The organism is Nonomuraea sp. NPDC026600, assembly GCF_040638335.1.
In the GTDB taxonomy this organism is placed as follows: Bacteria; Actinomycetota; Actinomycetes; order Streptosporangiales; family Streptosporangiaceae; genus Nonomuraea.
Window position 1 is genome coordinate 132,004 of the sequence record NZ_JBEZYD010000017.1, and the last position, 25,675, is coordinate 157,678.

A 25,675-nucleotide genomic window follows, 5' to 3' on the forward strand; every position below is an offset into this window, starting at 1 on the left:
GTCGCCTGATCGCGCGGACATCGTGAACGCTGCTGCTGAGCCGGCTTCGCCGATGCGGGCTGATAGGGCCACCTTGCTGCTTGACATACGAGTCCACGATCCCTGCGACGCCCATGTCCGCCACCACAAGGTCTCCGAACAGGTCCCCATCCTGGAGATTGGGGAACGGAACCTTGCGGTGCTCAGCCCAAAGGATCTCGACCTCGCCAACGGCTCCGCTCACTCGCCGTCCCACCGATCCCGCAGTACCCGTTCGGCACCATGAACAAATACTGCCGGTGGTAGTGGTTCGCCTCCCGCAATAGTTCCGGAGACTCCCGATCGGCCCTCAAGCAGCCTCATACAGGGACGACCTGCACTGCCTTCCCGCACAGTTTGCTCATGTCGTCCTCGTCAGACGTCAGGACGATGGCAGGGCGCACCGAGCGCAGTGCGGTGGCCGCGACCACAGCGTCGATGGCGTACTTGTGACCGTGCAGGCGGGCATCTCGCAGAAGCTCGATCGCGCGCGACGAGATGTCCTCGGTCACCGGCTCGATCTTCAGCCGGGACAGAAACCACCTGAGACGATCGCTTTTGACGCGGACGTCTTGTGCCTCGATCGGTGTCATGGCGCTGACCACAACCCGAAAGTCGTTGTCCTGCGCCTCCCGTACGAACGCAGTCACCCGCTGGTCCGCCTCGCACCACTGCACGAGCCCCTCGCAATCGAGAACGACGGTGCCCGCGCTCAACCGGCTTCGTGCGCGCGCCATCCGTCCTCCTCCTGGAGTTCGGGCGCGGACTTGACGCGGCGGAACAACTCCGCTGCCTCGTCACGCAAAGACTGTGGGATCGGCCCAGAAGCCGCCTCGTTGGCCTGCAGGGCCTCCTCCAAGAGATCCCGCTCGATCTGGCGCTCCACAGCGGCATCAACGTAGGCGGAAAACCCGCGGGCCCCGACTCGCTCTCGGACAGCGCGAATGTTGCCCGTTCTCAGAGACACACTGACCTTGGCGGCCGGGCCGTCTCCCGGGGCGAAGTCTCGCTCAGGCATGCTCATAGGCTCAGTTTACTACTCGAAGTAGCAAAATGCTGGCCCTTGCTCTGCGCAAGGACCAGCCGCTACGTATGCCTACGCGTCGCCGGACGTCAGACCGACCGGGCAGGAGACCCCAGTACCGCCGATTCCACAGTAGCCATTGGGCACTTTGTACAGATATTGCTGGTGATACTCCTCCGCAAAGAAGAACGGACCCGCCGGAGCCACCTCCGTGGTGATCTCGCCGTAGCCCGCGCCCTTCAGGACCTCCTGGTAGGCGTCGCGTGACGCCTCCGCCGCCTTCTGCTGCTCCGGGGAGTGCCAGTAGATCGCCGAGCGGTACTGGGTGCCTGCGTCGTTGCCCTGACGCATGCCCTGTGTCGGGTCGTGGGCCTCCCAGAAGACGCGCAGCAGTTCCTCGTACGACACCTTCGACGGGTCGTACACCACCCGGACCGCCTCGGTGTGTCCGGTGAGGCCGCTGCAGGCCTCCTCGTACGTCGGGTTGGGCGTGTAGCCGCCCTGGTAGCCGACCGCGGTCGTGACGACCCCTGGGGTCTGCCAGAACTTGCGCTCGGCGCCCCAGAAGCAGCCCATGCCGAAGTCGGCGATCTCCGTGCCCGGAGGGTACGGCGGAGCCAGGGGCGCGTCCAGGACCGCGTGTCGCGCCGGGACCGGCATCTCCGCGGAACGCCCGGTCAGAGCGTCCTCGGGACGGACCATCGATGTCTTGTTGCCGCCGAACAGCCAACCCATCGTGCCACCTCCTACGAGCTACGATACAAAATCCGCAACGTTTAGCGGTCCTACATAATTCCGTACAGCATCCCGCATTTGTGTTTAAAGGTAGTAATGCCCGAAACTGGGGTACATGCCTGACTTGAGGCGCGGTGTGCTGTTCGGGGCTGCCGCCTACACGATGTGGGGATTGTTCCCCCTGTACTGGCCGCTGCTCAAGCCGTCAGGAGCCTTCGAGATCCTCGCGCACCGCATGGCCTGGTCGCTGGTCGCCGTTCTCGCGGTGCTGGCCGTGCGGCGCCACTGGTCCTGGGCGAGAGGGCTGCTCAAGGAGCCCAGGAAGCTCGCGCTGCTGACGCTGGCGGCCGTCATCGTCACCGTCAACTGGGGCGTGTACATCTACGCCGTCAACACCGATCACGTGGTCGAGAGTTCCCTGGGGTACTTCATCAACCCGTTGATCAGCGTGCTGTTCGGGGTCGTGCTGCTCAAGGAGCGGTTGCGTCCGCTGCAGTGGGTGGCGGTGGGCTTCGGGACACTGGCCGTGCTGGTGCTGACCATCGACTACGGCCGGCCGCCGTGGATCGCGATGACGCTGGCCGTCAGCTTCGGGGTGTACGGGCTGGTGAAGAAGCAGGCGAATGTGGGCGCGGCCGAGAGCCTCACCGTCGAGACCCTGGTGCTGCTCGCCCCCGCGCTGGCCTACATCCTCTTTCTCGGGCAGAGCGGGCAGTCCACGTTCGGGAGCGAGGGCCTCGGCCATGCGCTGCTCATGGCCGGCGCCGGGGTGATCACGGCGGTGCCGCTGCTGTGCTTCACCGCCGCCGCGATCAGGGTGCCGCTCAGCACGATCGGCCTGCTTCAGTACATCGCGCCGGTCCTGCAGTTCCTGTGCGGGGTGCTGATCGCGAAGGAGACCATGCCGGCCAGCCGCTGGATCGGGTTCTCGATCGTGTGGCTGGCCTTGGCCATCTTCACCTACGACAGCATCCGTACGGCTCACGCCGCCCGGGTCAGGAAATCACCCAGAACGCTGAGCAACGTAGTTACATAGCGCCAAAAATGCGTTCTTGGCGGGGATGTCTGGGAGGCCGGAAATGTCGGTACGAGCCCGGTCCACCCAGGCATCCAGCTCCGCCCGTGCCTGCCTCATCGCCGGGTCCGCCCGCAGCAGCGTCAGGGCCTCTTCCAGGTCCGACTCCGCCACCGGCCCGGACAGCAGCTCGGCCAGCCGCGACGACGGAGCCGAGGCCAGCGCGTAGAGCACCGGCAGCGTACGGATGCCCTCCCGCAGATCGGTCCCCGGCGTCTTGCCCGACTCCGTCGAGGTGGAGGCGACGTCGAGCAGATCGTCCCCGAGCTGCCAAGCCACCCCGATCGCCTCACAGGCCCGGCTGAGCCGCTCCTCGACGTCTGTGGGCGCCCCCGACAGCAGCGCCCCGAACCGGCCGGAGGCCGCGATCAGGGACCCGGTCTTGTCCGCCAGCACGCTGATGTAGTGCGCCACCGGGTCCTCGTCGCCGCGCGGCCCGACGGTCTCCCGGATCTGACCCTGTACGAGGCGGGAGAAGGTCTGGGCCTGGATGCGGATGAGCTCCGGCCCGAGGTCCGCCAGGAGGTCGGACGCCTGGGCGAACAGGTAGTCGCCGGTGAGGATGGCCACGGTGTTGTCCCACCGGGCGTTGGCCGACGGGGAGCCCCGGCGTACCGGAGCCTCGTCCATGACGTCGTCGTGGTAGAGCGACCCGAGATGGGTCAGCTCGATGACCACGGCGCCGGGCACGACGCCCGGCGCCGACGGATCCCCGAACTGGGCCGCGAGCAGCAGCATCAGCGTGCGGAAGCGCTTGCCGCCCGCCTCGATGAGGTGCTTGGACGCCTCCGTGACGAAGGCGTCCTCACTCTCCACCGACGAGCGCAGCAGCTTCTCGACCGCGGCCAGTCCGTTGGCCACGTCCTGCGCCAACCGTTCGTCCTCAATGGGAAGGTCAACCACGGGAGGCGCGGACATACAGATCCCCTATCTGATGAACAGGCCGGATGCAGCCTGGTTGGCGAGGTCGAGCATGGGCTGCGGGAAGAGCCCCACTCCTACCGTAACCAGCAGCGAGATCGCGATGACGGCCACGGTCCCGGTACTGGGCACCGCGATCGAGGGGCCGTCGGCAGCCGGTTCGCTGAAGAACATCAGGACGATGACGCGCACGTAGAAGAACGCGGCGATCGCGGAGGCGATGACGCCCACCACGACCAGCCCGGTCATCCAGCCCCCGAGCGAGTCACCTGCCTCAGATCCGCTGGCCAGCGCGGCGGCGAACACGGCGTACTTGCCGAAGAAGCCGCTGGTCAGCGGGATGCCGGCGAAGGCCAGCAGGAAGAACGCGAAGATCCCGGCCAGGATCGGCGAGCGCTTGCCCAGCCCGGCCCAGCGGGACAGGTGACCCGCCTCGCCGCCCGGATCGCGGACCATCGTGACCACCGCGAACGCGCCGACCGTCGTGATGCTGTAGACGAGCAGGTAGAACAGGATCGCCGAGAGCGACCTGGAGTTCTGCAGGCTCTTGTCGAACGTGGCCATGACGCCGATCAGCAGGAAGCCCGCGTGCGCGATCGAGGAGTAGGCCAGCATGCGCTTGATGTCGGTCTGCGTGATCGCCAGGATCGCGCCGACCACCATCGTCAGGGCCGCGACGGCCCACATGACCGGCCGCCAGTCCCAGTCCATGTTGCCCAGCGCCACCCAGAACACCCGCAGCACGGCGCCCACGGCCGCGACCAGCGTGCCGGAGGCCATGAGCGCGGTGATGGGCGTCGGAGCACCCTGGTAGACGTCCGGCTTCCAGGCCTGGAACGGCGCCGCGCCGATCTTGAACAGCAGGCCGACACCGAGCAGCGAGAGCCCGAGCAGCAGGATCGGGTCGAGCAGCGAGCCGGTGGACAGTGCCTTGCTGATGCCGGTGAACGACACCGTCCCGGCGTAGCCGTAGACCATGGCCGTGCCGTACAGGAAGAACGCCGAGGAGAACGCGCCCAGCAGGAAGTACTTCATCGACGCCTCCTGCGACAGCAGGCGGCGACGACGGGCCAGGCCGCACAGCAGGTACAGCGGCAGCGACATGACCTCAAGGCCGACGAACATGGTCAGCAGGTCGTGGGAGGCGGGGAAGAGCAGCATGCCGCCGACCGCGAACAGGACCAGCGGGTAGACCTCGGTGTGCGAGCCACCGGCGGCCTCGGCCTCCTCCTCATCGGCGCTGCCGGGCACGGCCGCCGCCGAGGCGACGAAGTGACCCTCGTCGTTGATCATCAGCACGCAGACGAACGACAGGACGAGGATGACGCCCCAGATGAACAGTGAGGGCCCGTCGACCGCGACCGCGCCCATGGCGACCGGCGCCGTCGGCACGGCGCCCTTGACCACCTGGAGGATGACCAGCGCGAACGCGCCGGCCAGCGACAGCAGGGTGAGGGGCACGTGGATCGACTTACGCAGGTAGCGCGGCGCGAACGCCTCTACGAGCACGCCGATGACGGCCGCGCCGAAGACCAGCAGCATCGGCGCCAGCGTGCCGTATTCGATGGTCGGCGCCACGACAGCGTCGTTCACTGGCCGGCCCCCTTCTCAGCGATAGCCGGGTTGTCCACTTTCACGTTGACCAGCGTCTGGGTGACCGTGGGGTTGATCACGTCGAGCAGCGGCTTGGGGAAGAAGCCGAAGCCGATGATCAGCGCGACGAGCGGCGCGAGCACGACGATCTCGCGCACGTTCAGGTCCTTGAACGCCTTGACCGACTCGGCGGTCGGCCCGTTCATCGTCCGCTGCACCATCCACAGGATGTAGACGGCGGCCAGGATCACGGCGAGCGCGGAGACGATCGCCGCGACCGCGAGCGCACCGGACCCGAAGGCGGTGCTGGTGTAGGTGCCGATCATCACCATGAACTCGCTGACGAACGACGACAGACCCGGCAGCGACAGCCCGGCCAGACCGGCGATCAGGAAGAAGCCGGCGAGCAGCGGGGTGACCTTCTGCACGCCTCCGTAGTCGGCGATGTGCGGCGAGCCGCGCCGGGCGATGAGGAAGCCGGCCGCCAGGAACAGCGCGCCGGTGGCGAAGCCGTGGTTGACCATGTAGAGCGCGGCGCCGGACTGCGACACCTGCGACATGGCGAACACGCCCATCACGATGAAGCCGAAGTGCGAGATCGACGTGTAGGCGATGAGCCGCTTCATGTCGGTCTGCCCGATGGCCACGATCGCGCCGTAGATGATGCTGATGACCGCGAGCACCACGATCGGCATCGTGAACGCCTTGGCCGCGTCGGGGAACAGCTCCAGGCAGAACCGGAGCATGCCGAACGTACCCACCTTGTCGAGCACGCCCACGAGCAGCACGGCGGCACCGGCCGGAGCCTGCGCGGCCGCGTCGGGCAGCCAGGTGTGCACCGGCCAGAGCGGCGCCTTGATCGCGAAGGCGATGAAGAACCCGGCGAACAGCCACTTCTGCGTCGCGGGGTCCTGGATGGCGCCGACGAGCTCGGGGAACATGAACGTGTTCTTGCCCGCGACCACGTACAGCCCGATGACCGCGACCAGCATGAGCAGGCCGCCGAACAGCGAGTAGAGCAGGAACTTCACGGCCGCGTACGACCGCTGCGCGCCACCGTACGACCCGATCATGAAGTACATCGGGATCAGCATGGCTTCGAAGAAGACGTAGAACAGGAAGATGTCGGTCGCCGCGAAGACGCCGATCATCATCGCTTCCAGCACCAGCAGCAGCGAGAAGTACGTCTTGACCGACCGCTTCGGGGTGATCAGCGTGCCGTCGGCGCTCTGCGTACCGTCGGCGTCGTGCCAGGAGGCGAGCACCACGATCGGCACCAGCACCGCCGACAGCGCGATCAGGACGAGCGCGATGCCGTCGACGCCGACCCCGAACTTCACGCCGAAGCTCGGGATCCAGTCGTAGACCGCCTGGAACTGGAACCTGGGGCCGCCCGTCTTGAACTGGACCGCCACCACGAGCGTCAGCACCAGCACGACCAGGGACACCAGCAGCGTGACCTGCTTGGCCAGCTTGTCACTGCCCTTGGGAAGCAGGGCCACCACGATGGCGCCCAGGACGGGCACCGCCATGAGTATCGGGAGCCAGGGTGACATCAGATGTTCCCAACGAGGAGCAGGGCGCCTGCCAGGAGGGCAGCACCGAACAGGATGGACAGCGCGTAGGTTCTGGCGAAGCCCGTCTGGATCCGCCTGAGACGCCCCGAGGTCCCGCCGATGCCCGCCGCCAGGCCGTTGACCAGCCCGTCGACGCCGCGGTTGTCGAAGTACACCGCGAAGCGGGTCAGCCACTGGCCGGGGCGCATGAACAGGGACTCGTTGAGCGCGTCGCCGTACAGGTCACGGCGGGCGAACGTGGTGAGGAACGAGCCGCGCGGCGCCACGGCGGGCACCGAGGCCCTGCCGTACCTGACCCAGGCGAAGCCCGCCCCGACGGCGACCAGCGCCAGCGTGACCAGGCCGGGAGTGCTGGTGAAGTCGAAGCTCGGCCGCACTTCAGCAGTGCCCACGGCGGGCGAGAGGAAGTCGTACAGCCTGTTGCTGATGATCAGGTAGCCACCCAGGAAGACCGCGCCGATCGACAGGATGATCAGCGGCCAGGTCATGACCGAAGGCGACTCGTGCGGGTGCGCGTCCTTCTCCCAGCGCTTCTCGCCGAAGAAGGTCATGAAGACCATCCGCGACATGTAGAAGCCGGTGATGCCCGCCCCCAGCACGGCCAGCCAGCCGAGCACCGGCTGGTGATGAACCGCGGTCTCGATGATGCCGTCCTTCGTGAAATATCCGGACAGCAGGGGGAACCCGATGATCGCCAGGTAGCCGACGAAGAACGTCGCGAAGGTGAGCGGCATGAACTTGCGCAGCCCGCCGTACTTCCGCATGTCCACTTCGTCGTTCATGGCATGCATGACCGACCCGGCACCAAGGAACAGGTCGGCCTTGAAGAAGCCGTGCGTGATCAGATGCCCGATAGCGAAGGCATAGCCCGCCGGGCCGAGGCCCGCGCCGAGCATCATGTAGCCGATCTGCGACATCGTCGAGCCGGCCAGGCCCTTCTTGATGTCGTCCTTCGCGCAACCGATGATGGCACCGGCCAGCAGCGTGGCCGCGCCGACGATCGAGACGGCGAGCGCCTGCGGGGACCCCTCTGGGAAGAAGAACGCGCCGGAGCGGACCACCAGGTAGACCCCGGCGGTGACCATGGTCGCGGCGTGGATGAGGGCGGAGACCGGGGTCGGGCCCTCCATCGCGTCGAGCAACCACGACTGCAGCGGGAGCTGCGCCGACTTGCCGCAGGCGCCGAGGAGCAGCAGCAGGCCGATCGCGGTGATGGCGCCGCCGGACGGCGGGCTCTTGGCGATCTGCGCGCCCAGGTCGCTGAAGGTCAGCGTGTGGAACGTGGCCAGGATGACGAACATCCCGACCAGCAGCCCGAGGTCACCGACCCGGTTGACGATGAACGCCTTCTTGGCCGCCACCGCCGCCGAGGGCTTGAACTGCCAGAACCCGATGAGCAGGTACGACGCCAGACCCACGCCCTCCCAGCCGATGAACAGCCCCACGTAGTTGTGGGCCAGCACCAGCAGGAGCATCGCGGCGACGAAGAGGTTCAGATAGGAGAAGAACCGGCGCCGCTCGGGGTCGTGCGCCATGTAGCCGATCGAGTAGATGTGGATCAGCGATCCGACACCCGTGATCAGCAGCGCGAAGCTGATCGACAGCGGGTCGATCAGCAACCCCATGTCGACCATGCCGGGAATGAACTCGTACAGATGTACGGCCTGGCGGCGCTGATCAGCCGGCAGACCGATGAGCTCCAGGAAGGTCAGCACCGCCACGACGAACGAGGCGAGGGACATGGCCACGCCCAGCAGATGGCCCCACCGGTTCGTCATGCGTCCGAGGATCAGCAGGATCGCCGCACCCAGCAACGGGAAGGCGATCATCAGCCAAGAGGCCCCGATCATGCCGCCGGCGGTGTGCTGGACGATCTCAACAGGAGATTCCACCAGTCACCTCTTAGTACTTCAGCAGGTTGGCGTCGTCTACCGACGCGGACCTGCGGGTTCGGAAGATCGTCACAATGATCGCCAGGCCGACCACAACCTCGGCCGCGGCCACCACCATCACGAAGAACGCGATGATCTGGCCTTCGAGGTTGCCGTTCTGCCGGGCGAAGGCGACGAAAGCGAGGTTGCACGCGTTGAGCATGAGCTCCACGCACATGAACACCACGATCGCGTTGCGCCGGATGAGCACGCCCATCGCGCCGATGGCGAACAGCAGGCCCGACAGGACGAGGTAATGGGTGGTCACTTGGACTCCTCCTCAACCGACTCGGCCGACTCAACCGACTCGACGGCGGCCCTGTGCTTGATGGCCTCGGCGAGCTTCGGGTCCTCAGGGAGATGACCCTGCTCGACGTCGTACCGCGCGATGTAGCGGTTGACCGAGCTCTCCGCGACCGAGCCGTCGGGCAGCAGCGCCGGCATGTCGATGGCGTTGCTCCTGGCGTAGGTGCCGGGTCCGGGCAGACCCGACGGGCGATCGCCGAGGAACCGGGCGCGGGCCAGGTCCTTCTGCGAAGGCCGTACGGTCAGGCGTTCGCGGTGTGCCAGCACCATCGCGCCGAGCGCGGCGGTGATCAGCAGCGCCGAGGTGATCTCGAAGGCGAAGACGTACTTCGTGAACAACAGCAGCGCCAGCGCGCGGATGTAACCGGCCTGCCCGATGGCCGAGGCCAGCCCCGCCTCCTTGGCGAAGACGGCGTTGCCGATGGCCAGGATGACCAGCGCGCCGAAGCCGATCGCGCCGATCGCGGCCCAGACGCGCTGGCCCTTCAGCGTCTCCACGAGCGAGTCGGAGGAGTCGACGCCGACCAGCATGAGCACGAACAGGAAGAGCATCATGACGGCGCCGGTGTAGACGATGATCTGCACCGCGGCCAGGAAGGGCGCGTCCTGCACGGCGTACAGGACCGCGAGGCAGAGCATCACGGTGCCGAGCATCAGCGCCGAGTAGACGGCCTTCCGGTTGAACACCATGCCGAGCGCCGCGCCGACGGATACGACGGCGAGCACCCAGAACGTAATGGTCTCACCCATTGGTCCGTCCCAGCCGGTAGTAGTCCTCTTCGGTCTCCCCGAGCCGCATGGGGTGCGGAGGCTGCTCCATCCCCTGGGTCAGAGGCGCGAGCAGCATCTCCTTGGTGAAGATGAGGCTCTCGCGGTTGGTGTCGGCCAGCTCGTACTCGTTGGTCATCGTGAGGGCCCGGGTCGGGCACGCCTCGATGCACAAACCGCAGAGAATGCACCGCAGATAGTTGATCTGGTAGGTGCGGCCGTACCGCTCACCCGGCGAGAAGCGCTCCGCGTCGGTGTTGTCGGCGCCTTCCACGTAGATGGCGTCGGCCGGGCACGCCCACGCGCACAGCTCGCAGCCGACGCACTTCTCCAGCCCGTCGGGCCAGCGGTTGAGCTGGTGCCGCCCGTGGAAACGAGGCGCCGTAGGCCTCTTCTCCTCCGGGTAGTTGACCGTGACAGGCTTCTTGAACATCGTGTGGAAGGTGACCCCGAAGCCTTTGACGGGGTTCAGCCAATCAGTTAGTCCCACTGGGAATCTCCTTGTGCTGCACCCCGTGGTAGTGCGGCAGGTCGAGCGGCGGCACAGGGAAGCCACCGGCCGTTGGCTCGTCGGACAGCTCCTCGAACTCCGCCTCGACCTCCGCCTTCCTCGCTTCCTTGCGGCGCTGGTTCACGGTGTCGAACCGGGCCCAGATGCCGAGCGCACCGACGATGACGATCACCGCGACCACCATCACCGGCGCCAGGGTGCCTTCGAAGCCGGGTTCGCCGTTCTTGACGTACATGACGGTCCGGATCGTGGCGACCAGCATGATCCACGCGAGGTTGACCGGGATGAGAACCTTCCACCCCAGCGACATGAGCTGGTCGTAGCGGACGCGCGGCAGCGAGGCCCGCACCCACACCACGAAGCAGAAGACCAGCACGAACTTCACGAAGAACCACAGCAGCGGCCACCAGCCCTCGTTCGCCCCGGCCCAGAACCACGTGATCGGGAACGGCGCCCGCCACCCGCCGAGGAACAGCGTGATGGCCATCGCCGAGGCGACGAACGTGTGCAGATATTCGCCCATCATGATCAGCGCGAACTTCAGCGACGAGGAGTACTCGGTCTGGAAGCCGCCGACCAGCTCGCCCTCGCCCTCGGGCAGGTCGAACGGGATACGGGCGGCCTCACCGAAAGCGCAGAACACGTAGATCAGGAACGACGGCAGCAGCAGGACGACGTACCAGGAGGGCATCGACACGCCCCACAGCACGCCGCCGGACGCCTGCGACTTGACGATCTCCGACGTCGACAGCGTCCCCGCGAACAGGAACACCCCGACGAACGACAGACCCATCGCGATCTCGTACGAGACCACCTGCGCCGCCGACCGGAGCCCGCCCAGCAGCGCGTACGGCGAGCGCGACGACCAGCCGGCCAGCACCACGCCGTAGACCGAGATGGCACCCATGGCCAGCATGAACAGCACGGCCACCGGCAGGTCGACCAGCTGCAACGGCGTCCGCACGCCGAACAGGTTGACCATCGGCCCGAACGGGGTGATCGAGAAGGCCAGGAAGGCCGGGATCACCATGATGACCGGGGCCATCAGGTAGAGCACCTTGTCGACGGTCCGCGGGAAGAGGTCTTCCTTCAGGCCCATCTTGATGCCGTCGGCCACCGACTGGAGCAGACCGAACTTGCCCGCCCGGTTGGGGCCGATGCGGTTCTGCATCCTGGAGATCAGCTTCCGTTCGAACCAGACGCCGAACAGAATGCAGATCATCAGGAAGGCGAACAGCATCACGGCCTTGATGATCGTGATCCAGAGCGGGTCCTTGCCGAAGTCGGCAAGGGTCGGATCAGTCGCGAGAACAGGGATCATGAGGCGCTCCCGATCGTGACGATGTCGCCGGTCGACGCGCCGAGATCGCGCGTGACCGAGCAGCCGCCGGAGTTCGCCGGCACCCAGACCACCCGGTCCGGAAGGTCGGCGAGGCGTACCGGCAGCGTGACAGCGTTGGGTCCTTGGCCGCCGACGACCAGCTTGTCGCCGTCGGCGACGCCGATCTCCGCCGCCGTGCCCTCCGAGACCAGCGCTTCCGCGGCATGGGCGGTGCCCGCGAGGTACGGCTCGCCGTCCTGCAGGCGGCCGTCGTCGAGCAGCAGGTGCCAGGTCGCCAGCACCGCCTCGCCCGTCCGCGGCGCGGGCTGCGAGCGGGTGGCGGTGTTGGGCGCGGCGACGGGGGTGCCGCGCCAGGCGCCGATCGCGCTCAGCTCGCGCCGGGCGGCCGCGGCGTCGGGCAGGCCCAGGTGGACGTCCATCCGGTCGGCCAGGCTGCCGATCACGGCCAGGTCGCTCTGCAGGCCGGGCACCCGGAGCGGGGCCTCGAACGAGCGGCCCCTGCCCTCCCAGTTGACGAACGTGCCGCCCTTCTCCTGCACGGCGGCGACCGGCAGGACCACGTCGGCCCGGTCGGTGACCGCGCTGGCGCGGATCTCCAGGCTGACGATGAACGGGGTGTTCTCCAGCGCGGCCAGAGCGGCGCCCGGGTCGGCCAGGTCGTAGGGGTCGACACCGGCCACGACCAGCGCGTCCAGCTCCCCCTCCAGGGCCGCGAGCAGCATGCCCGTGGTGTCGCGCCCCGGCGCGTCGGGCAGTGCGCCCACGTTCCACGCCCTGGCGATCTCCGCCCTGGCGCTCTCGTCGCCGACCGGGCGGCCGATGGGCAGCAGGTTGGGCAGCGCACCGGCCTCGACCGCGCCCCGCTCGCCGGCCCTGCGCGGGATCCAGGCGAGCTGGGCGCCCGAGGCGGCGCTGAGCCGTACCAGCGCGGACAGAGCGCCGGGGACCGCGGCGAGCCGCTCGCCGGCGAGCACGATCGTGCCCTCGGCGAGCGAGCCGACCAGGTCGCCGATCGCGTCGGCCTCCGCGCCCGGCGCGGTGCGGATGAGCGTGCCGCCCATCTTGGCCAGGCCGTTGGTGGCGAACGGGGCGATCGAGGTGACCTTGAGCCCCTTCTTCAGCCACGCCTTGCGCAGACGCAGGAAGACGATCGGCGACTCGTCCTCGGGCTCGAACCCGACGAGCAGCACGGCCGGGGCGTTCTCGAGGTCACTGTAGGAGACCTCGATGCCCTTGCCGGCCACCGCGTGCGCCAGGAACTGCGTCTCCTCGGCGGAGTGCGGCCTGGCGCGGAAGTCGATGTCGTTGCTGCCGAGGGCGAGCCGGGCGAACTTGGCGTACGCGTAGGCGTCCTCGACCGTCACCCGGCCGCCGACCAGCACACCGGCCTTGCCGCGCGCGGCGGCCAGGCCCTGGGCCGCGACGCTGAGCGCCTCCGGCCACGAGGTGGGTTCGAGCACGCCCTCCTCGTTGCGGACCAGCGGCAGCTTGAGGCGGTCGGGCTCCGTGGCGTAGGAGAACGCCCAGCGGCCCTTGTCGCAGTTCCACTCCTCGTTGACCTGCGGGTCGTTGCCCGCCAGGCGGCGGGTGACCCGGCCGCGCCGGTGGTCGGTGCGCAGGCTGCAGCCGGACGCGCAGTGCTCGCACGCGCTCGGCGTGGAGACCAGGTCGAACGGCCTGGCCCGGAACCGGTAGGCGGCGCCGGTCAGCGCGCCGACCGGGCAGATCTGCACCGTGTTGCCGGAGAAGTAGGAGTCGAACGGCTTGCCGTCGGCGACGCCCACCTGCTCCTTGGCCCCGCGCTCGAAGAAGTCGATGAACGGGTCGCCGGCGATCTGGTCGGAGAAGCGGATGCAGCGCGCGCACTGGACGCAACGCTCGCGGTCGAGCAGCACCTGGGTGGACAGCGGCAGTGGCTTGGGGAAGGTCCGCTTCTGCTCCTGGAACCTGGACTCGCCCTGTCCGTTGGACATCGCCTGGTTCTGCAGGGGGCACTCGCCGCCCTTGTCGCAGACCGGGCAGTCGAGCGGGTGGTTCATGAGCAGCAGCTCCATGGCCCCGCGCTGCGCCTTCTCGGCGACCGGCGAGGTGAGCTGGGTCTGCACCACCATGCCCTCGGCGACGTCGATCGCGCAGGACGGCTGCGGCTTGGGGAAGCCACGGCCGTTGCCGGCGTCAGGGATGTCGACCAGGCACTGACGGCAGTTGGCCGCCGGGTCGAGCAGCGGGTGGTCGCAGAAGCGCGGGATCTGGATGCCCAGCAGCTCTGCCGCCCTGATGATCAGGGTGCCCTTCGGGACGCTGACCTGGAACCCGTCGATGGTGAGGGTCACCAGGTTGGTCTCTACGGCGGTTGTTGTCACTGGTCACCCCAGAGAGTGGACTTCTTCGCGTCGAACGGGCAGCCGCCGACCTCGAAGTGCTTGAGGTACTCGTCGCGGAAGTACTTCACCGAGGAGTGGATCGGGCTCGTCGCGCCGTCACCGAGCGCGCAGAACGAGCGGCCCAGGATATTGTCCGCGATGTCGGTGATCGTGGACAGGTCCTCCTCGGTGCCCTGGCCCTTCTCCAGGCGCTTGAGCACCTGCTTGAGCCAGTAGGTGCCCTCGCGGCACGGCGTGCACTTGCCGCACGACTCGTGGGCGTAGAACTCCGTCCAGCGGAGCACCGTACGGACCACGCAGGTCGTCTCGTCGAAGATCTGCAGCGCCCGGGTGCCGAGCATGGAGCCCTTGGCGCCGACGGACTCGAAGTCCAGCGGCACGTCCAGGTGCTCGTTGGTGAAGATCGGCGTGGACGAGCCGCCCGGGGTCCAGAACTTGATCTCGTGCCCCTCGCGGATCCCGCCCGCCATGCCGAGCAGCTCGCGCAGCGTGATGCCGAGCGGCGCCTCGTACTGGCCGGGCCTGGTCACGTGGCCGCTCAGCGAGAAGATGCCGAAGCCCTTGGACTTCTCGGTGCCCATCCCGGCGAACCAGTCGGCCCCGTTGGTCACGATTGAGGGAACACTGGCCACAGACTCCACGTTGTTCACAACAGTAGGCGAGGCATAAAGGCCCGCCACGGCCGGGAACGGGGGCTTGAGCCGCGGTTGACCTCTGAAGCCTTCGAGCGAGTCGAGCAGCGCCGTCTCCTCGCCGCAGATGTACGCCCCCGCGCCGCTGTGCACGACGAGTTCGAGGTCGTAGCCGGAGCCGAGGATGTCGGTGCCGAGGTAGCCCTTCTCGTACGCCTCGCGCACGGCCGCGTGCAGCCGGCGGATCACGTGCAGCACCTCGCCCCGCACGTAGATGAAGGCGTGGTTGGCCCGGATCGCGTACGCGGTGATGATGACGCCCTCGACCAGCGAGTGCGGGTTGGCCATCATCAGCGGGATGTCCTTGCAGGTGCCCGGCTCCGACTCGTCGGCGTTGACGACGAGGTAGTGCGGCTTGCCGTCACCCTGCGGGATGAAGCCCCACTTCATGCCGGTCGGGAAGCCCGCGCCGCCGCGGCCGCGCAGTCCCGAGTCCTTGACGGCCTGGATGACCGCGTCGGGGTCCATCCCCAGCGCCTTCTTGGCCGCCTCATACTCGCCGTAGCCGGCGAGGGTGAAGGAGTTGGCCTGGTCCCAGTTCGCGGTCAGGACCGGGGTGAGAGTCGTGCTCATGCCTCTGGGGCCTTCCATCCGTTGGCCTTGGCGACCTTGAGGCCCTCCAGCGAGGGGCCCGCCGCCGACGGGCCGTCGCCCGCCAGGTCGTCGGGCAGGCCCGCGAGCACTCGCGAGGCCTCCTTGAAGGTACAGAGCTTCTTCGGCCCCCTGGTCGGCCGTACGTCTTTGCCGTCACGCAGGTCGTCGACGAGCTGCTTGGCCGACTCGGGCGTCTGGTTGTCGAAGAACTCCCAGTTGACCATCATGACCGGGGCGAAGTCGCAGGCCGCGTTGCACTCGAGGCGTTCGAGCGAGACCTTGCCGTCGCCGGTCGTCTCCTCGTGGCCGATGCCGGTGTGCTCCGACAGCTCTTCCCAGATCTGGTCGCCGCCCATGACGGCGCAGAGCGCGTTGATGCAGACACCGACGTGGTAGTCGCCGGCGGGCTTGCGCTTGTACATGGTGTAGAACGTCGCGACTCCGACGACCTCGGCCTTGCTGAGGCCCAGCATCTCCGCGCAGAACTCCTGGCCGTCGTCGGAGACGTGACCGTCTTCGGACTGCACGAGGTGGAGCAGCGGAAGCAGTGCCGACCGCGCCTTCGGGTAGCGCCCGATGATCTCCTTGGCGTCTCGTTCGAGACGCTCGCGGACTTCCGGTGAATAAGTCACCGGTCCACACCTCCCATGACGGGGTCGATAGATGCCACCGCGGCGATGACGTCGGCGACCTGGCCGCCCTCCGCCATCGCGGGGAAGCCCTGCAGGTTGCAGAAGGACGGCTCGCGGAAGTGGACGCGGTAGGGGCGGGTGCCGCCGTCACTCACCACGTGCGCGCCGAGCTCGCCCTTGGGCGACTCGATCGACGCGTACGCCTGTCCGGCCGGCACCCGGAATCCCTCGGTCACCAGCTTGAAGTGGTGAATGAGGGCCTCCATGGAGCTGCCCATGATGTGCGCGATGTGGTCGGGCGAGTTGCCGAAGCCGTCGGGGCCCAGCGCGAGCTGCGCGGGCCAGCCGATCTTCTTGTCCTCGATCATCACGGGGTCGCCCTTGAGCGGCCCGGCGATGCGGTCGAGAGCCTGCTCGACGATCTTGAGCGACTCCTCCATCTCCCGCATCCGGACCAGGTAGCGGGAGAACACGTCGCAGCCGCGCTCGGTCGCCACCTCGAACTCGTAGGTCTCGTACCCGCAGTAGGGCTGCGACTTGCGCAGGTCCCACGGCAGGCCCGCGGACCGCAGGATCGGCCCGGTGATGCCCAGGGCCATGCAGCCGGTCAGGTCGAGGTAGCCCACGTCCTTGGTGCGGCGCAGGTAGACGGGATTCTCGTCGAGCAGCTTGCGGATGTCCTTGATCCGCTGTGGCATGATCTTGAGGAACTCGCCGATCTTGTCGACCGCACCCGCGGGCAGGTCCACGCTCACGCCGCCGGGGCGGACGTAGGCGTGGTTCATGCGCAGCCCGGTGATGTACTCGAACAGGTCCATGATCAGCTCGCGGTCGCGGTAGCCGAACAGGAACGGCGTGGTCGCGCCCAGCTCCATGCCGAACGTGCCCATCGCCACCAGGTGCGAGGAGATCCGGTTGAGCTCCATCATCATCACGCGGATGGCCTGGGCCCGGTCGGGGATCCGGTCCTCGATGCCGAGCAGCCTCTCGACGCCCAGGCAGTAGGCGGTCTCGTTGAAGATCGGCGAGAGGTAGTCCATGCGCGTGACGAACGTGGTGCCCTGGGTCCAGGTCCGGTATTCCAGGTTCTTCTCGATGCCGGTGTGCAGGTAGCCGATGACGCTGCGCGCCTCGGTGACCGTCTCACCGTCGAGGGTCAGCACCAGCCGCAGCACTCCGTGCGTGGACGGGTGCTGCGGGCCCATGTTGATGACCAGCCGCTCGTCCTCGGAGTCGCGGACACCGCTGACGACCTCGTCCCAGTCCGCGCCGGTGACCGAATAGACCTTGCCCTCGGTCGCCTCGTCATATCCGGTGGTCACGAGTCAACCTCACTTCGTTCGTCAACGCTCAGCTCGATGTAGCTCACGCGTACGACCTCCTCTGGTCGGGCGCGGGGATCGTGGCGCCGCGGTATTCGACCGGGATGCCGCCGAGCGGATAGTCCTTGCGCTGCGGGTGGCCGTCCCAGTCGTCCGGCATCATGATGCGGGTCAGGCCGGGGTGTCCGTCGAAGATGATCCCGAAGAAGTCCCACGTCTCGCGCTCGTGCCAGTCATGGCCCGGGTAGACGCCGACGGTCGAGGGAATGTGCGGGTCCTCGTCGGGCGCGCTCGCCTCGACGCGGACGCGCCGGTTGTGGGTGATCGAGCAGAGATGGATGACCGCGTGCAGTTCCTCGCCCTTCAGGTGCGGGTAGTGCACACCGGAGACGCCGAGCGAGAGCTCGAACCGCAGGGCGGGTTCGTCGCGGAGCTTCTGGCACACCTCGACGAGCCGCTCCCGCTTCACGTGCAGGGTCAGCTCGCCCCGGTCGACGACCACCCGGTCGATGGCGTCGTCCATGGCCAGCATGTCGACCAGCTCGTCGAAGTAGCCGCCGTACGGGCGGGGCGTGGCGAGCTGGGGTGCCCGCCGTACGACGAGGCCGCCGTAACCGGAGGTGTCACCCGCGTCGGTCGCGCCGAACATGCCGCGCCGGGCCACGGGTGGCTCGGGGACGGCCGGAACCTCGGGGACCTCGGCGTTGGCGGGGACCTCGGGGAGGTTGTCGGGCGAGGTCACTTCGCGGCCCCCTGGTCGATCAGCGGCAGCGTACGCAGCGCCTGCAGTTCGAGCTCGTCGATCTGCTTGGCGCGGTGCGCGCCGAACTTCGTGTTCTGGATCTTGTCGTGCAGCTTCACGATCGCGTCGATCAGCATCTCCGGCCGCGGCGGACAGCCGGGCAGGTAGATGTCGACCGGGACGATGTGGTCCACGCCCTGCACGATGGCGTAGTTGTTGAACATGCCGCCGCTCGAGGCGCACACGCCCATCGAGATGACCCACTTGGGCTCGGCCATCTGGTCGTAGATCTGCCGCAGGACGGGAGCCATCTTCTGTGACACGCGTCCGGCGACGATCATCAGGTCGGCCTGGCGAGGAGACGCCGAAGCGCGCTCCATGCCGAAGCGCGCCAGGTCGTAGTGGGGGCCACCGGTGGCCATCAGCTCGATGGCGCAACAGGCGAGGCCGAACGTGGCCGGCCATACGGAGTTCTTGCGCGCCCAGCCCGCGGCCTGTTCGACCGTGCTGAGGATGAACCCGCTGGGGAGTTTCTCTTCAAGTCCCATTTCTAGTCCCAGTCCAGACCCTTGCGGCGCCACACGTATGCGTAGGCGACGAGCACGGTGACGATGAACAGCAGCATCTCGACAAGCGCGAACACCCCGAGGCCCGAGGAGAGCACGCTGCCCGCGTCGTTCTTCAGCGGCGCGAAGGAGACTGCCCAGGGGTAAAGGAAAATGATCTCGATGTCGAACACGATGAAGAGCATCGCGGTGATCATGTATTTCAGCGGGAACCGTCCGCCACCGACCGGCTGGGGCGTCGGCTCGATGCCGCATTCGTATGCGTCAAGCTTGGCGCGGTTCCAGCGCTTGGGACCGGTGAAGGGAGCGATGCCGACCGAGAAGATCGCGAAGCCCCCCGCGACAACGGCGAGCACCAGGATGGGCACGTAAAGGTCCATCGCTACGCCTCCTCTGGAGTCGCCACGCGCGCGGGCGCGCAGCCTGATCTATGACTTTGCCGGGTGAGTGTGAGGTTCATGCTGGTGGCGCGACCTTCGAGAGTGCGTTTATGATCTTGTCCGACGCATCGCCTCGCCGGTCGGTGAGATTACCAAGGAGTTTGAGCGCGAAGCGCATCAGCCTCGGGTGTGGCAACCCGTGCCGCGTCCCGAAGCTCATCACCCCCGGCTTCCCGATCGCCTCGACGAACATCCTGCCGAGCGTGAAATATCCGCCGTAGGCGTCCTTCAACACTTGAGGATAGGTGCGCAGGGTCCGTTCCTGCTGCGCGGGGGTGGTCCCACGCAGAGCCTTCACGATGGTCTCGGCGGCGATCTCGCCGGTCTCCATGGCGTACGCGATGCCCTCGCCGTTGAACGGGTTGATCGCGCCGCCGGAGTCGCCGACGAGCACGAGACCGCGGGTGTAGTGGGGCTGGCGGTTGAAGGCCATCGGGAGCGCGGCGCCGCGGATCGGGCCCGTCATGTTCTCCTCGGTGAAGCCCCAATCCGCGGGCATCGCCTTGCACCAGCGCTTGAGCAGATCGCGGTAGTCGATGCTCTTGAACTGGTCGCTGGTGTTGAGCAGGCCCAGCCCCACGTTCGCGGTGCCGTCGCCGACGCCGAACACCCAGCCGTAGCCGGGCAGCAGCGTGTCGCCGTCCCACAGCTCCAGCCACGTCTCCAGGTAGTCGTCGTCGTGGCGCGGGCTCTCGAAATAGGTGCGTACGGCCACGCCCATCGGGCGGTCCTCGCGCTTGTGCAGCCCCATGCCCAGGGCCAGCCGGGTGCTGTTGCCGTCGGCGGCCACCACCAGCCGGCCGCGGTAGGTCACCCCGTCCTTGGTCGTCACCCCGACCACGTGACCGCTGCGGTCGTCGAGCACGGGCCCGGTGACGTTCACACCCTCCATCAGCCGCACCCCGGCCTTGACGGCGTTGGCGGCGAGGATCTGGTCGAAGTCCTGGCGGGTGCGCACGAGGCCGAAGTCGGGGAAGCGCTCCAGCTTCGGCCAGTCGAGCTCGAACCGGTGCCCGCCACCCACCACCCGCAGGCCCTTGTTCCTGATCCAGCCGGGCGCGTCGATGTCGACACCCATGTTGAGCAGTTGCTTGACCGCTCGGGGGGTCAGCCCGTCGCCGCAGACCTTCTCGCGGGGGAACCTGGTCTTCTCCAGGAGCAACACGTCGAGCCCGGCCCGAGCGAGGTAAAAGGCGGTTGCGGAACCGGCGGGACCGGCGCCGACGACGATGACGTCGGCGTCAGCCTCTATGGCTGCTGGCACGGTCACTGGACTGTCCTGTCCTACACGCTCGAAGGCCTCGGGGTGTGGCGCCTTCGTTCTCTTGTGAACCCCTTCACAAACTTGTCGGCCCGCAGTCTAACGCTTTTCCTGGACAAAGTGTCAGCCGGGGGGCGGTCTTCGCACGAACGAAAACCCTCCGTCGGAGACGAAGGGCCCTGGGTGGTCGCCACGGGGAGATCAGACCTCGAACTCGCGGACGTGCACCGGGCAGACTCCTTCGTAGCGTCACGGATATTTCGGAGCCTATCGTGCGGAATGTGACGCCCGTTACAACGCGGCAGCGAACACGGTCACACTCCGTAAGCGAAACGCTACACCAGCCCGCCCATGAATTCCCGGGAACCATCCCCACCCTGAGCCGCGTCGCCGAGGTGAAGCCCGAACAACGGCTAATTCCCGCGATAAACGCTATCTCCCGGCGGTGATATCAGCAGAGCCGGGCCGAGAAGCATTAATGGCGACTCAGGCGGGCTTGAACCCCCGGTGCACCGCGACGATGCCCATGGTGAGGTTGCGCCACGCCACCCGCTCCCAGCCGGCCTCCTGAATGGTGCGCGCGAGCGTCGGCTGGTCGGGCCAGTCCCTGATCGACTCGGCCAGATAGGCATAGGAGTCGTCGTTCGATCCGAAGACCGTGGCCACCCGCGGCAGCAGCTTCATCAGGTATTCGCGGTAGACCAGGTCGAAGGCGCCGACCGTCACGTGCGAGAACTCCAGGATCACCAGCCGGCCGCCCGGCCTCGTCACGCGCAGCATCTCCCGCAACGCCTGCGCGGTGTCGTGCACGTTGCGCAGCGCCACCGAGATCGTCACCGCGTCGAAGGCGTCGTCGGCGAACGGCAGCCGCAGCGCGTCACCCGCGATGAACGGGACCCCCGCGCCGCTCAGCGCGTTGCCACCGTGCCGGCGCACGCCCGTGCGCAGCATGCCGAGGGAGAAGTCCGAGGCGATCGCGCGGGCGCCGAGCGTGGTGAACGCGTCGGTGGACGTGCCGGTGCCGGCCCCCAGGTCGAGCACGATCTCGCCGGGCCCGGCGTCGACGGCGGCGGCCACCGCCTTGCGCCAGAACCGCACCTGCCCCAGGGAGATCACATCATTGACCAAGTCGTAGCGCCGGGCCGTGCGATCGAACATCGCGGCGACCTCATCCGGCTGCTTGTCCAGCTGAGCACGCGTCATGGCCCAAGCCTATGACCATCGCGACAATCGACGGAAAGTAGCCACATGATTACTCACCGTCTGCTAGGAATTGGCGAATGCTTGTACGTGTCGCCCTCGCGGCGATCATCGCCACGGCCCCCGTCGCGCACCCGCGCGTCGTGTCGGCCGACCCGGTCGACACCACCCCGCACGTGCTCGACGGGATCGTCAACTCCATCACCCTGGTCGGCGGCACCGTCGTCGTGGGCGGCTCGTTCAGCGAGGTCGCCGACGCGTCACGGACCCACACCTACACCCGCGACAACGTCTTCGCCTACAGCCTCGCCACGGGACACATCCTGCGCTACTTCGCGCCGCAGGTCGGCGGGACCGTCTACAGCCTGGCCCCCGGCGACGGCGGCACGGTCTACGTCGGCGGCGACTTCCCCTCGGTCAACGGCACGGAGGCCACGGCGCTGGCCAGGCTCAACCTCTTCGACGGGTCGGTCGTACGCGACTTCGCGCCCGGTGTCTCCGGCGGGACGGTGACCACGCTGGCCAGGCGCGGCGCGCAGCTCTACGCGGGCGGCGACTTCACCCGGCCGCGCACGGCCCTGGCCAGGCTCGACACGTCGACCGGCGCGGCCGACCCGAAGTTCACGATCATGCCGGGGACACCGCTGACGCCCAAGGTGAAGGTCTACGCGCTCGCCGTGACCGCGGAACGGCTCGCCCTCGACGGCACCTTCACCACGCTCGACGGGCTGTCGAGACCGCAGCTCGGGCTGATCGACGTACGCGGCGGAGGGGCCAAGGTGGCCGACTGGCGGACCGAGGCGTACGTCCCCAAGTGCATGGAGGCCTTCCCCTCCTACGTACGCGGCCTGGATTTCGCGCCCGACGGCAGCTATTTCGCCGTCGTCACCACGGGCGGCCCGATAGGCGGGAAGCGGCTGTGCGACAGCACGGCCAGATTCGAGACGTACGGCAGCGGCGAGCGAATCACACCCACCTGGGTCAACAAGACCGGCGGCGACTCGCTCTACGCGGTGGCGGTGACCGGTGCGGCGATCTACGTCGGCGGGCACCAGCGGTGGCTGAACAATCCACTGGGCCACGACTCAGCCGGGCCGGGAGCCGTGCCCCGCGAGGGCATCGGCGCCATTCATCCGAGCACCGGAATGGCGCTGACTTGGAATCCTGGCAGGGAGCGCGGGATCGGGGTCAAGGCATTTCTGGTGCACAGCGGCGGACTACTCGTTGGTAGTGACACAACTCGACTCGGACGGGAGTACCATGCCCGGATTGGCATGTTCCCCCTGCCCTAGTCGCTCTGTGGCTTGGGTCGGTCGATCTTGTCGCTGATGCGCGTGCTAAGGGCGTCACGCTGCTTCGACAGCAAGACGTAGCTGGCAATCCCACTGATCAAGAAAGTCACGATGATCAGTACCAGTGGGTTTTGCAGGCCAAGCAGGCGCAGGACACCTAGCGTCACGACAAACAGGCCGATCCGCGACGCGGTGTAAACGAGAACGGGATGCACAGGATCGAGGTTACTCGCCCTGTGTGGACGGTCGCTCTTCGCATCGGGCGCGGGCACTGCTAGTGTTCCCAGTTAGGGTGTTTCGTAAAGAAACACCCACGAGAGCCCCAAAGAGGCTCTATCATATAACAATCGGGCAGTCAGCTGATAACAACCCGTGATCTTTGTCGAAAACCACGGATAAATCAGGCTTCGCTCGACACACTGGTTACCTGTCCGCCCGCTGGCAGGAAGCGGGATGCGAGGGGGAGAGATTGGTGGAGAGTAGCAGCGAGCGTCTGCTGACCCCAGGAGAGGTTGCCGCCCTCTTCCGGGTTGACCCAAAGACGGTTACACGCTGGGCCGCGGCAGGCCGCATCAGCAGTATCCGCACCCCCGGAGGGCATCGGCGGTTCCGCGAGTCGGAAGTGCACGCCCTTCTTAGAGGCGAGGACGTTCTAACGGCCGAGCGGTCGGCCGAGTCCCCGCGTTTTTGACGTTCCATCAGACGGTGGTCCTGCACGCAGGATCGCCGTCTCCCCCTGCCCAGGGACTGCCGGCTGAGCGTCTCCAGGGGCCGCACACCGACCGGCACGGGGTCACGCGTCTTCCTGTTCGGCCTTGAAGGCCAGGAACTCCTGCTCCAGTTCGTCGTTGTCCGTCAGCCAGCGCTCCCGGCGTTCTGCCGCCTCCTCCTCCGTCAGGGACTCCGGTAGCCACAGGTCGTAGTCGGGATCGCCGGGTTCGAGTTCCACGTACGCGTTGCCGATGAGACGCCCGTCTTCGCTGGTCAGGCTCTGCGGCACGCGCAGGGTCCCGTCAGCGAGCCGGATGACGTACATGGCTGATCACCTAGATTCCGTAGCGCCGGTTGAAGAACAGCATGACGTTGAGCGCGGTGCGGGTGTCGCCACCCAGCATGTCGACGAGTGCCGGTCGCTGGCGCGAGGCGATCGCGGCGAACGCGTCGGCGAAGAACTCCTTGCGCCCCAGCCCGCCCCCCTGACGATGGAAGGCGGAGACCAGGAGCGGCGTGATCTCCTCGTACAGTGTCGCGAAGGCCCGGGAGTCGGACACCCAATCCCCGTGGGCCGAGTCGACGTCGTCGATGGCGTGCCCGACCTCGTGCATCATCACGTCGGGCGTGGGTGAGGGGCGGTCGCCCACCACGATCTTCCCGTCGCCGTAGGCTCCGGCGCAGATGTCCCACGAGGCCCGGCCGGACGGCAGCGGGGCGCCGCGCAGGTAGCCCATGTCGTCCAGGTCCGGCACTCCGCCCGGGCCGACATAGATGCCTTCGAGGCCGTCGGCGAGCTTCTCCTTCAACAGGTCGGGCAGCCTGGCCAGGCTCTCCACGGCCCGTACGACCTCCCGCGGCGGCGGGCCCTCCCGGGCGTCCCACTGGCGGTGCAGGATGGTCTCCAGCTTGCCGCAGTGCTGCAGGCCGTCGCCGAGCGAGGGCGCGTCGGGGCGGTTGGGCTGCGCTCTGGGCGCCGCGTCGTCGAGCTCGAAGTCCTGCCAGGTGTACTGCGGGCGGTCGACCACGGCCGCCGACAACCGCTGCTCCCCCGCCTCCCATCGCCGCGGCTCCCCGGCTTCGGCGGCGTCCCACTGCTGGAACTCCCCGCCCTCCTGCCGCCGGCGTCGATCGCGTCCGCCCCAGGACCATCTGCCGGAATCGTCTCCACCGGCCTGACTCCGCTCACGACCCACCCAGCCGAACAGCGCGAAACTCCCCTCGCTCCCGATCGAGTCCCGCCCGGCGGGCTCCCGTCCCGGCCACCCGCGTCCCATGCGCCCGTACCGGTCAGGCACCGAACGGCCGTTGGCCGTGTCTTTGGAGCCGGCCCGCCATGGCCACACCCGCCGCCCGGAGCCGTCCTCACGTGCCCGGTCCCGGCCGCTGTCCGGCCGTCCGGCCCGGCCGGCCCGGCCGGGGAACGCATGCCGGTCGTTCGTCCAGAAGGAACGGTCCGCGTCGGGGGGCGCCTCACCGCGACGGGAGAAGAGATACGAGCCGCGCCGCCACCAACGACCCCGCCGATGGCGGCCCTTGTCGTTAGAAAAGGCCATCGCACCCCTCAACGCCGTGGAGCGCCCGCGCGCGAGGCACCCGGCCGCCGATCGGCGGTCCCAGCGGGCGGACGCCGCTGAATCGTGTCCACCGTACGACGTAGGTCTCTCTGGAGTCATCCGAAATGGGACAACGGAAAAACACGATCACGACGCGAATGGCTTACAGTTCGGACATGGTAGGTGTCGTTATCGGCCTGGCCCTGTTGGCCTTCTGGCTCTACTCGTTGTTCGACGTCATCACCACGCCGGAGGAAGAGGTCAGGAACGTACCAAAGCCGCTCTGGGTGCTCGTCGTCGCGCTGGTGCCCCTGGTGGGCGGGGCCGTCTGGATGCTCCGCGGCCGTCCCCAGCCGGACCGTGAGGCCTGGCCGGTGCCTCCGCAACCGGGCACCCGCCGGCGGTCGGCCCCCAAGGGCCCGGACGACGACCCGGAGTTCCTGCGTGACCTCGACCGCCGCATGCGCGGCGACGACGGTTAG

27 protein-coding genes are annotated in these 25,675 nt (G+C 67.7%); 4 read left to right on the top strand and 23 right to left on the bottom strand.

All coding sequences use genetic code 11. The features are described from left to right. Positions 1–338: 338 nt before the first annotated feature. The 3 genes from AB0F17_RS33580 to msrA form a co-directional block, all read right to left on the bottom strand. Entirely contained in the window at positions 339–755 is a 417-nt protein-coding gene (locus AB0F17_RS33580) for a PIN domain-containing protein (RefSeq protein WP_358031208.1), read from the bottom strand. Beyond that, positions 731–1,042 carry a hypothetical protein gene (locus tag AB0F17_RS33585; RefSeq protein ID WP_189142160.1) on the bottom strand — a complete coding sequence of 104 codons (312 nt, stop codon included), beginning with the start codon at positions 1,040–1,042 and terminating at the stop codon, positions 731–733. The genes AB0F17_RS33580 and AB0F17_RS33585 overlap by 25 nt, the downstream gene beginning before the upstream one ends. 72 nt (positions 1,043–1,114) lie before the next feature. Next, the gene (msrA, locus tag AB0F17_RS33590; RefSeq protein ID WP_358031209.1) at positions 1,115–1,777 is read right to left on the bottom strand and encodes a peptide-methionine (S)-S-oxide reductase MsrA; all 663 of its coding nucleotides are present in this window, start codon (positions 1,775–1,777) and stop codon (positions 1,115–1,117) included. A 115-nt stretch (positions 1,778–1,892) separates the two neighbouring features. Between msrA and rarD the strand changes: the two genes are divergently transcribed. Then, entirely contained in the window at positions 1,893–2,813 is a 921-nt protein-coding gene (gene rarD, locus AB0F17_RS33595; protein WP_358031211.1) for an EamA family transporter RarD, read from the top strand. Here the strand turns inward: rarD and AB0F17_RS33600 are convergent. From AB0F17_RS33600 to AB0F17_RS33680, 17 genes are all read right to left on the bottom strand, one after another. After that, positions 2,781–3,770, bottom strand: coding sequence for a polyprenyl synthetase family protein (locus tag AB0F17_RS33600; protein ID WP_358031213.1), 990 nt, complete (start codon positions 3,768–3,770; stop codon positions 2,781–2,783). The two genes, rarD and AB0F17_RS33600, sit on opposite strands and share 33 nt — an antisense overlap. Before the next feature lie 9 nt (positions 3,771–3,779). After that, entirely contained in the window at positions 3,780–5,366 is a 1,587-nt protein-coding gene (gene nuoN, locus AB0F17_RS33605) for an NADH-quinone oxidoreductase subunit NuoN (protein WP_358031215.1), read from the bottom strand. Then, positions 5,363–6,922, bottom strand: a complete 1,560-nt coding sequence (locus AB0F17_RS33610) for an NADH-quinone oxidoreductase subunit M (RefSeq protein WP_358031217.1) — start codon at positions 6,920–6,922, stop codon at positions 5,363–5,365. The genes nuoN and AB0F17_RS33610 overlap by 4 nt, the downstream gene beginning before the upstream one ends. After that, positions 6,922–8,793: an NADH-quinone oxidoreductase subunit L gene (nuoL, locus tag AB0F17_RS33615; RefSeq protein ID WP_358031370.1), complete on the bottom strand. Its 1,872-nt coding sequence runs from the start codon at positions 8,791–8,793 to the stop codon at positions 6,922–6,924. Before nuoL ends, AB0F17_RS33610 begins: the two co-directional genes overlap by 1 nt. A gap of 52 nt (positions 8,794–8,845) precedes the next feature. Then, positions 8,846–9,142, bottom strand: a complete 297-nt coding sequence (nuoK, locus tag AB0F17_RS33620; RefSeq protein WP_214640635.1) for an NADH-quinone oxidoreductase subunit NuoK — start codon at positions 9,140–9,142, stop codon at positions 8,846–8,848. Continuing rightward, a complete protein-coding gene (locus AB0F17_RS33625; RefSeq protein ID WP_358031219.1) occupies positions 9,139–9,930 on the bottom strand; it encodes an NADH-quinone oxidoreductase subunit J in 792 nt (263 codons plus the stop codon). Before AB0F17_RS33625 ends, nuoK begins: the two co-directional genes overlap by 4 nt. Beyond that, on the bottom strand, positions 9,923–10,438 hold the full coding sequence (gene nuoI, locus AB0F17_RS33630; protein WP_214640637.1) for an NADH-quinone oxidoreductase subunit NuoI: 516 nt from the start codon (positions 10,436–10,438) through the stop codon (positions 9,923–9,925). Before nuoI ends, AB0F17_RS33625 begins: the two co-directional genes overlap by 8 nt. Beyond that, positions 10,425–11,780 (bottom strand): NADH-quinone oxidoreductase subunit NuoH, encoded by a 1,356-nt coding sequence (gene nuoH / locus AB0F17_RS33635; protein WP_358031220.1) that lies wholly within the window; start codon positions 11,778–11,780, stop codon positions 10,425–10,427. The genes nuoI and nuoH overlap by 14 nt, the downstream gene beginning before the upstream one ends. Further along, positions 11,777–14,164 carry an NADH-quinone oxidoreductase subunit G gene (locus AB0F17_RS33640; RefSeq protein ID WP_358031221.1) on the bottom strand — a complete coding sequence of 796 codons (2,388 nt, stop codon included), beginning with the start codon at positions 14,162–14,164 and terminating at the stop codon, positions 11,777–11,779. The genes nuoH and AB0F17_RS33640 overlap by 4 nt, the downstream gene beginning before the upstream one ends. After that, positions 14,161–15,450, bottom strand: coding sequence for an NADH-quinone oxidoreductase subunit NuoF (gene nuoF, locus AB0F17_RS33645; protein ID WP_358031223.1), 1,290 nt, complete (start codon positions 15,448–15,450; stop codon positions 14,161–14,163). Before nuoF ends, AB0F17_RS33640 begins: the two co-directional genes overlap by 4 nt. Continuing rightward, positions 15,447–16,103, bottom strand: coding sequence for an NADH-quinone oxidoreductase subunit NuoE (gene nuoE, locus AB0F17_RS33650; RefSeq protein ID WP_358031224.1), 657 nt, complete (start codon positions 16,101–16,103; stop codon positions 15,447–15,449). Before nuoE ends, nuoF begins: the two co-directional genes overlap by 4 nt. Beyond that, positions 16,100–17,425, bottom strand: a complete 1,326-nt coding sequence (locus AB0F17_RS33655; RefSeq protein WP_358031226.1) for an NADH-quinone oxidoreductase subunit D — start codon at positions 17,423–17,425, stop codon at positions 16,100–16,102. Before AB0F17_RS33655 ends, nuoE begins: the two co-directional genes overlap by 4 nt. Positions 17,426–17,468: 43 nt before the next feature. Then, a complete protein-coding gene (locus AB0F17_RS33660; protein WP_358031372.1) occupies positions 17,469–18,089 on the bottom strand; it encodes an NADH-quinone oxidoreductase subunit C in 621 nt (206 codons plus the stop codon). Positions 18,090–18,163: 74 nt separating this feature from the next. Then, a complete protein-coding gene (locus AB0F17_RS33665) occupies positions 18,164–18,715 on the bottom strand; it encodes an NADH-quinone oxidoreductase subunit B (RefSeq protein ID WP_214640644.1) in 552 nt (183 codons plus the stop codon). 2 nt (positions 18,716–18,717) lie between these two features. Further along, positions 18,718–19,113: an NADH-quinone oxidoreductase subunit A gene (locus tag AB0F17_RS33670; protein ID WP_358031228.1), complete on the bottom strand. Its 396-nt coding sequence runs from the start codon at positions 19,111–19,113 to the stop codon at positions 18,718–18,720. Positions 19,114–19,189: 76 nt separating this feature from the next. Then, a complete protein-coding gene (locus tag AB0F17_RS33675; RefSeq protein WP_358031230.1) occupies positions 19,190–20,443 on the bottom strand; it encodes a geranylgeranyl reductase family protein in 1,254 nt (417 codons plus the stop codon). Between the two features lie 477 nt (positions 20,444–20,920). Further along, positions 20,921–21,637, bottom strand: a complete 717-nt coding sequence (locus AB0F17_RS33680; RefSeq protein ID WP_358031231.1) for a demethylmenaquinone methyltransferase — start codon at positions 21,635–21,637, stop codon at positions 20,921–20,923. A gap of 77 nt (positions 21,638–21,714) precedes the next feature. On the opposite strand from AB0F17_RS33680, the gene AB0F17_RS33685 reads away from it, so the two are divergent. Continuing rightward, complete coding sequence (locus tag AB0F17_RS33685; RefSeq protein WP_358031233.1) at positions 21,715–22,926, top strand: hypothetical protein; 1,212 nt, start codon at positions 21,715–21,717, stop codon at positions 22,924–22,926. Here AB0F17_RS33685 and AB0F17_RS33690 read toward each other — a convergent pair. After that, on the bottom strand, positions 22,923–23,141 hold the full coding sequence (locus AB0F17_RS33690) for a DUF4229 domain-containing protein (protein WP_358031234.1): 219 nt from the start codon (positions 23,139–23,141) through the stop codon (positions 22,923–22,925). The two genes, AB0F17_RS33685 and AB0F17_RS33690, sit on opposite strands and share 4 nt — an antisense overlap. Before the next feature lie 257 nt (positions 23,142–23,398). On the opposite strand from AB0F17_RS33690, the gene AB0F17_RS33695 reads away from it, so the two are divergent. After that, the gene (locus AB0F17_RS33695; protein WP_219529162.1) at positions 23,399–23,617 is read left to right on the top strand and encodes a BldC family transcriptional regulator; all 219 of its coding nucleotides are present in this window, start codon (positions 23,399–23,401) and stop codon (positions 23,615–23,617) included. A gap of 102 nt (positions 23,618–23,719) precedes the next feature. On the opposite strand, the gene AB0F17_RS33700 is transcribed toward AB0F17_RS33695, so the two are convergent. Together AB0F17_RS33700 and AB0F17_RS33705 are read right to left on the bottom strand one after the other, a co-directional pair. Beyond that, positions 23,720–23,962 (bottom strand): hypothetical protein, encoded by a 243-nt coding sequence (locus tag AB0F17_RS33700; RefSeq protein ID WP_358031236.1) that lies wholly within the window; start codon positions 23,960–23,962, stop codon positions 23,720–23,722. 10 nt (positions 23,963–23,972) lie between these two features. Then, positions 23,973–25,193: a hypothetical protein gene (locus AB0F17_RS33705; RefSeq protein WP_358031237.1), complete on the bottom strand. Its 1,221-nt coding sequence runs from the start codon at positions 25,191–25,193 to the stop codon at positions 23,973–23,975. 176 nt (positions 25,194–25,369) lie between these two features. Between AB0F17_RS33705 and AB0F17_RS33710 the strand changes: the two genes are divergently transcribed. Further along, complete coding sequence (locus AB0F17_RS33710) at positions 25,370–25,675, top strand: PLDc N-terminal domain-containing protein (RefSeq protein ID WP_358031239.1); 306 nt, start codon at positions 25,370–25,372, stop codon at positions 25,673–25,675.